A 5490-nucleotide genomic window follows, 5' to 3' on the forward strand; every position below is an offset into this window, starting at 1 on the left:
TGGCTTGAAAATGAATCGCCATTCCCAGACGCGATCCAATAATAACGCTATCTTCTGCTGTGGCCAAACGCACCCAGCGCAAGCGATCGCCTTCTCCGAGGGAAATAGCAATTAAACCATTGTTGCGAATATTACTAAAGGCAGAGAGGGCGCTTTTTTTAATGATGCCATTTTGAGTGAGCATAACAAGATAACCATCATCGGTAAACTCACTAACCGCAATCAAAGAAGTGATTTTTTCTTCCCGAGGGATGGGGAGAAGCTGCACGATCGGCGCACCCCGCGCCGTCCTGGATGCGGTAGGAATTTTGTAAGTATTGATGGAATAGACTACGCCGCGATCGCTGAAAAACAAGACCATATCGTGATCGCAACAAGTTAAGAAATGCTCTACCGCATCATCTTCCTTGATTTTGGCACCCGCCCGCCCTCGGGTGGCACGATTTTGCGCCTCAAAGGTATCCACGGGCATTCGCTTAATGTAACCTTGTTCGGTGAGGAGAATCACAACGGGTTCATTGGCAATTAAATCCGTTTCGTCTAACTCACCTTCTGCGGCCAGAATTTCCGTGCGTCGGGGGGTTGCATGGATATTCTTGATTTCTGTAACTTCCTCAACAATAATACCTTCGATGCGCTCCCGCCGTGCCAAAATGTCTTCTAAGTCTGCAATAACTGCCAGTAATTCTTCATGTTCTGCATTAATTTTCTCAGATTCTAAAGCTGTTAAACGACGCAACTGCATTTGCAGGATAGCATCGGCCTGCACTTCTGAAAAAGCAAAATTCTCCACTAATTGTTGTTTGGCGGTCGCCGTGTCTGCTGCTTGGCGAATGAGTCGAATGATCGCATCTAAATTTTCGAGGGCGATCAACAATCCTTGCAAAATGTGATCTCGCTCTTGTGCCTTGCGAAGTTTATACTGGGTGCGGCGAGTAATGGCTTCGATACGGAAATTGAGGAAGACTTGCAAAAAGAACTTTAGATCGAGGAGTTGGGGTTCTCCGTTTACCAAAGCCAGCATATTTGCGCCAAAATTGTTCCGCAGGGGGGTTTGTTTGTAGAGATTATTGAGGACAACTCGGGCGATCGCGTCTCGTTTTAGTTCAATCACAATCCGCATTCCATCGCGATCGCTTTCATCGCGAATGTCGGAGATGCCTTCAATGCGCTTATCGTTAACTAAATCGGCAATTTTCTCGATTAAGGAGGCTTTGTTGGTTTGATAGGGAAGTTCGGTAATAATAATGGCTTCGCGATCGGGACGGCCGCGATGTTCCATCAGTTCGATCGCCGCCACCCCCTGCATCGTAATCGAACCGCGTCCCGTGTCATAGGCATCGCGAATGCCAGAATGACCTAAAATTTGCGCTCCCGTGGGAAAATCAGGGCCTTTAATATGGCCGCGCAACTGTTGAATGGTAATTTCTGGATTTTCAATCAGGGCAATTAAGCCGTCAATGACTTCCCCTAAATTATGAGGAGGAATATTGGTGGCCATCCCCACCGCAATTCCCGAAGACCCATTCAGTAAGAGTTGCGGAATGCGGGAGGGAAGGACAACGGGTTCTTGTTGCGCCCCATCAAAAGTATCGGCAAAATCAACGGTTTCTGCTTCAATGTCTCGCAATAAAGCATTAGTAGCCAAAGATTGCAAGCGACATTCCGTGTAACGCATGGCTGCGGGGGGATCGTTGTCTACAGACCCGAAGTTCCCGTGACCGTTGATAAGAGGGTTTCGCATGGAAAAATCCTGCGCCATCCGCACCAAGGCATCGTAAACGGCTGTATCTCCGTGGGGGTGGTATTTCCCTAAAACTTCCCCCACGACCCTCGCACATTTCCGGAAGGGGCGTTCGGGGGTGAGTCCCAACTCGTACATGGCATAGAGAATTCGACGGTGAACGGGTTTGAGGCCGTCTCGCGCATCGGGTAATGCCCGTCCTACGATGACGCTCATGGCGTATTCGAGGTAGGATCGAGACATTTCATTTCTCAAGTCCGTAGGGACAATCCGTTCCTGAGAGGAAGTCATAGGGTCACAAACTCCGTAAAATTGAAACTGAGGTGCTGGGAAAATCTTAAAAAATCAAGCTAAAAATTAAACGAATTGGGTATTGTTTAATCCGATGCTTTTTTTTCCAGTTGATTTGCTAAATTACTGTAATTTTCTCTACTATTTTACCTTGATTTTGTCTCCAAGTTCAGGAATGGTTGATAATCAATCGGGAGAAGGGCAATCCGTACATGAGTTAGGACTGCAAGCGCCATCCTTTTTTAACAGTTTGGCGACATCGCGCGATCGCCAAACTATCGTCTTCCACGTCCTCAGTAATGGTAGAACCCGCCGCGATCGTTACCTCTTTTCCTAGGGTCACGGGTGCAACGAGAACGCTATTTGCGCCTATTTTTGTGCCATCGTCGATCGCCGTCGGATGTTTATTTACCCCGTCGTAATTGGCCGTAATCGTTCCGGCTCCAATGTTAACGCGATCGCCCACTGTAGTATCTCCCAAATAAGACAAATGGGCGACATTGGTTTTCTCTCCTAAAGAAGTCTTTTTCAACTCAACAAAATTGCCCACGCGACAAGATTTGCCCACCTTAACTTGTCCGCGTAAATGAGCATAAGGTCCCACGCGAGTTCCCGCTTCTATTTCACTCTCGCTGACCACGGAATATAGCACCGTAACATTTTCCGCGATTGTACTATTTTCAATCAAACTGCCTGGGCCGATCCGACAGCCCGAACCGATCTCCGTCTCTCCTCGTAAATGGGTTTGCGGTTCGATAATTGTATCGGGGTGTAATGTGACCGTATCATCAATGGTAATGCTGTCGGGGTCGATTAATGTGACACCCGCCGCCATCCAAGCATCCTTGACTCGTTGTTGTAAAATCTGATAAGCGCTGGCCAGTTGGCGGCGATCGTTAATACCGGTAATTTCCTGATAGTCTTCTACATCTACTGCCATAACCGGCTGCATCATGGCAAAAACATCGGTAATGTAGTATTCTTTCTGATCGTTATCTGCTTTAAGATCGGGCAGTATCTTGGCCAATTGTTGCCAATTGAAACAATAAATTCCCCCATTAATGCGACAGTTTTGTTTTTGAGCCGTCGTACAGTCGCGATCCTCAACAATTTGTTGAACGTAACTGTTATTATCGCAGAATACCCGCCCGTAACCTCGAGGGTTGGGTAACTGAGCCGTTAAAAGCGTGGCTGCATTTTGATGTTTTTTGTGGGTTTCCCATAACTTAGCAATGGTTTGCGATCGCAGCAAAGGAACATCCCCATTCAAAACCAATAAATCTCCTTGAAAATCCTGTAAGTGAGGCAGCAATTGTTGAATCGCGTGACCCGTCCCCAATTGCTCCTTTTGTTCCACAAATTCTAAATTTTCATAGTTCGTTAGGGACGCTTTCACCCGTTCGGACTGATATCCTACGATCGCCAACTGTTTCGAGGGATTTACCGACGCGCAACTGAGAAGAGCGCGTTCGACTAAACTTTTTCCTCCCAACTCATGTAAAACTTTGGGATACTCCGATTTCATGCGAGTTCCTCGCCCTGCTGCTAAAATTGCTACTGCTACCATATTTCTGTAATTTTGTTTACGATCGCATTCGCCAAGCGGTCAGATGCCGCGTCGCCGAAAGCGGTGCATTAATACACAATACCAATATCTCGCGCCAATATTATAACTCGCGTTTAAATCTGCATTCCCAATTTTTTCCCCCTTTCACTTTTTCTACTGCTTTTCTTCTTGGAAAAGTAGGAGAGTTTCTTCCTGAACTTCAGGGCTCGGGCTGGATAGGGTCAGATAAATTCCCAGTGTTACGATCGCGAAAGATATCCCTTCTAAAAGACTCAATTTTTCCGCAAAGAAAATCCACGCTTGCATGGAACTCAAGAAAGGTTCTAGGAGTAACACAACGGCAACAAGACTGGATGATAAAATGTTTAAGGTATAGGTCAGCAGTCCGTGACCGATAACAAAAGTTAGAGACAAGCCAGCTACAGCTAACCATCCTGTTTCCGAAGTCGGCATGATTTGATCGTGAGTAAATAGAAGAATTGGCAGCAAAAATAAAATGCAACACAAGCAACGCCAAAAAAGAATACTACTAACACTTAAATTCTGCCTGAGTCGTTCTACTATTAATAAGTAGAGACCAAAGAAAATTGCGGATAATAAGGCTAATCCGTCCCCTTGCAATTTAGTTGTCGCAATCTGTATCTCTCCAAGTCCAATTGCGATCGAACCTCCTATCGCTATAACCATACCAATGAAAAATTGGCGATCGCAACCTCGAGCCAAAAATAGCCATGCGAATAAAGTTGTAAATAATGGTGTTAAACCGTGAAAAAAGGCAGAATTACTAATATTAGTTTGAGTGATTGACCATGCCCAAGACATCTGGTTGATAGTGGAGCATATCCCTGCACCGAGAAGGAGCAAAAAAGTTTTTCGGAAATTAAACTGAGAACCCAGCGATCGATTGCTGGTTCTTTGGGTTTGTAGGAAATCAAATCTATTGTCTAAACCGAAAATAATGATTGTGATAAAAAAGCGATCGAACACTGTAGCTGTAGGACTAATTTCTTGTTCGCTCCACTTGGTAAAAATGGGAACGAAGGATAAAATAAAGCAAGCAATTAGTAATGCGAGTATAGCAAAAATCTTGCTTTGAAATTTTGATTTTTGTCCTTCTTCCTGTTGATTGTTCATATATAGCAAAACCAGATAAATTGTAAATGAGTGGAAAATGGAACAAGCATCTTGCTTACTGAAATAAAAAGACCCAATCTAATATTTAACCTTTATTTAAGATATCAACCTAGAAAATCTCTTGACGATCCATTTCTCCTAGACTTTAAGCAGTTGTTGCTGCATCAACAGCAAGAGAATATGTATCCTTATCTTTATAGTACACCAGACCCAAGCAAAGAAAACGATCCAGCTTGTGGTGAGACACACTATAACGATTTGATTGGCAATGTTCCTGGTAGAGCTTGTTAAAACGCATCAAGTGAGATTTTGTCCGTCGCGTTGCATAGGAAACCATCGTTCCCGTCCGCATAATAAACGCCCAGTCGGAAGATTGTGCCAATAATAACTCTCGCGCGGCTTGATTTAAGGCTTTTTTCTCTAGCTCGTCTTTTGCTTCTCGGCAACTTAACTCAATCATCCGCTCTGCTGTTTTATGTAAGTGAGGATAAATCCAAGCATTGGTTTCATTGAGCCAGAACTCGTGGAATCCTTTAAAACCCCAACTTGACTGAGCAGGACAGCTAACCTGCTGGGTGGGTTCTCGTTGCAGATATTCGGCGAGGTGAATGGTTTCGTAGGTACTTTGATCGATCGCCATTACTCCTTGTAATTCTCCCGTTGTCCTGTAAATGGGAATAGCAGAGGTAATGCCTAAAACAGAAGGTTGGGCAAAAACATAAATCGGCGACCAAATTAAGGTTTTTGAGGCTTT

The 5490-nt window shown here is 44.7% G+C and carries 4 protein-coding genes; all 4 read right to left on the reverse strand.

What is annotated here, in order from left to right:
- A partial coding sequence (gene gyrA, locus VB714_RS20705) for a DNA topoisomerase (ATP-hydrolyzing) subunit A (RefSeq protein ID WP_416309753.1) occupies positions 1-2035 on the reverse strand: 2035 nt, incomplete at its 3' end.
- Between the two features lie 217 nt (positions 2036-2252).
- The gene (glmU, locus tag VB714_RS20710) at positions 2253-3602 is read right to left on the reverse strand and encodes a bifunctional UDP-N-acetylglucosamine diphosphorylase/glucosamine-1-phosphate N-acetyltransferase GlmU (protein WP_323226582.1); all 1350 of its coding nucleotides are present in this window, start codon (positions 3600-3602) and stop codon (positions 2253-2255) included.
- A 153-nt stretch (positions 3603-3755) separates the two neighbouring features.
- On the reverse strand, positions 3756-4736 hold the full coding sequence (locus VB714_RS20715) for a DMT family transporter (protein WP_323226583.1): 981 nt from the start codon (positions 4734-4736) through the stop codon (positions 3756-3758).
- A 145-nt stretch (positions 4737-4881) separates the two neighbouring features.
- Positions 4882-5490: 1,4-alpha-glucan branching protein domain-containing protein (locus VB714_RS20720; protein WP_323226584.1), on the reverse strand; the 609-nt coding region annotated here is incomplete at its 5' end.

Origin of the sequence: Spirulina sp. 06S082, assembly GCF_034932145.1 — a bacterium.
Taxonomy (GTDB): Bacteria; Cyanobacteriota; Cyanobacteriia; order Cyanobacteriales; family Spirulinaceae; genus CCY15215.

Bases quoted from the DNA above. Each gene is read 5' to 3' on its own strand.
- VB714_RS20715 (WP_323226583.1), bottom strand. From the start codon at position 4,736: ATGAACAATCAACAGGAAGAAGGACAAAAATCAAAATTTCAAAGCAAG.
- glmU (WP_323226582.1), bottom strand. From the start codon at position 3,602: ATGGTAGCAGTAGCAATTTTAGCAGCAGGGCGAGGAACTCGCATGAAA.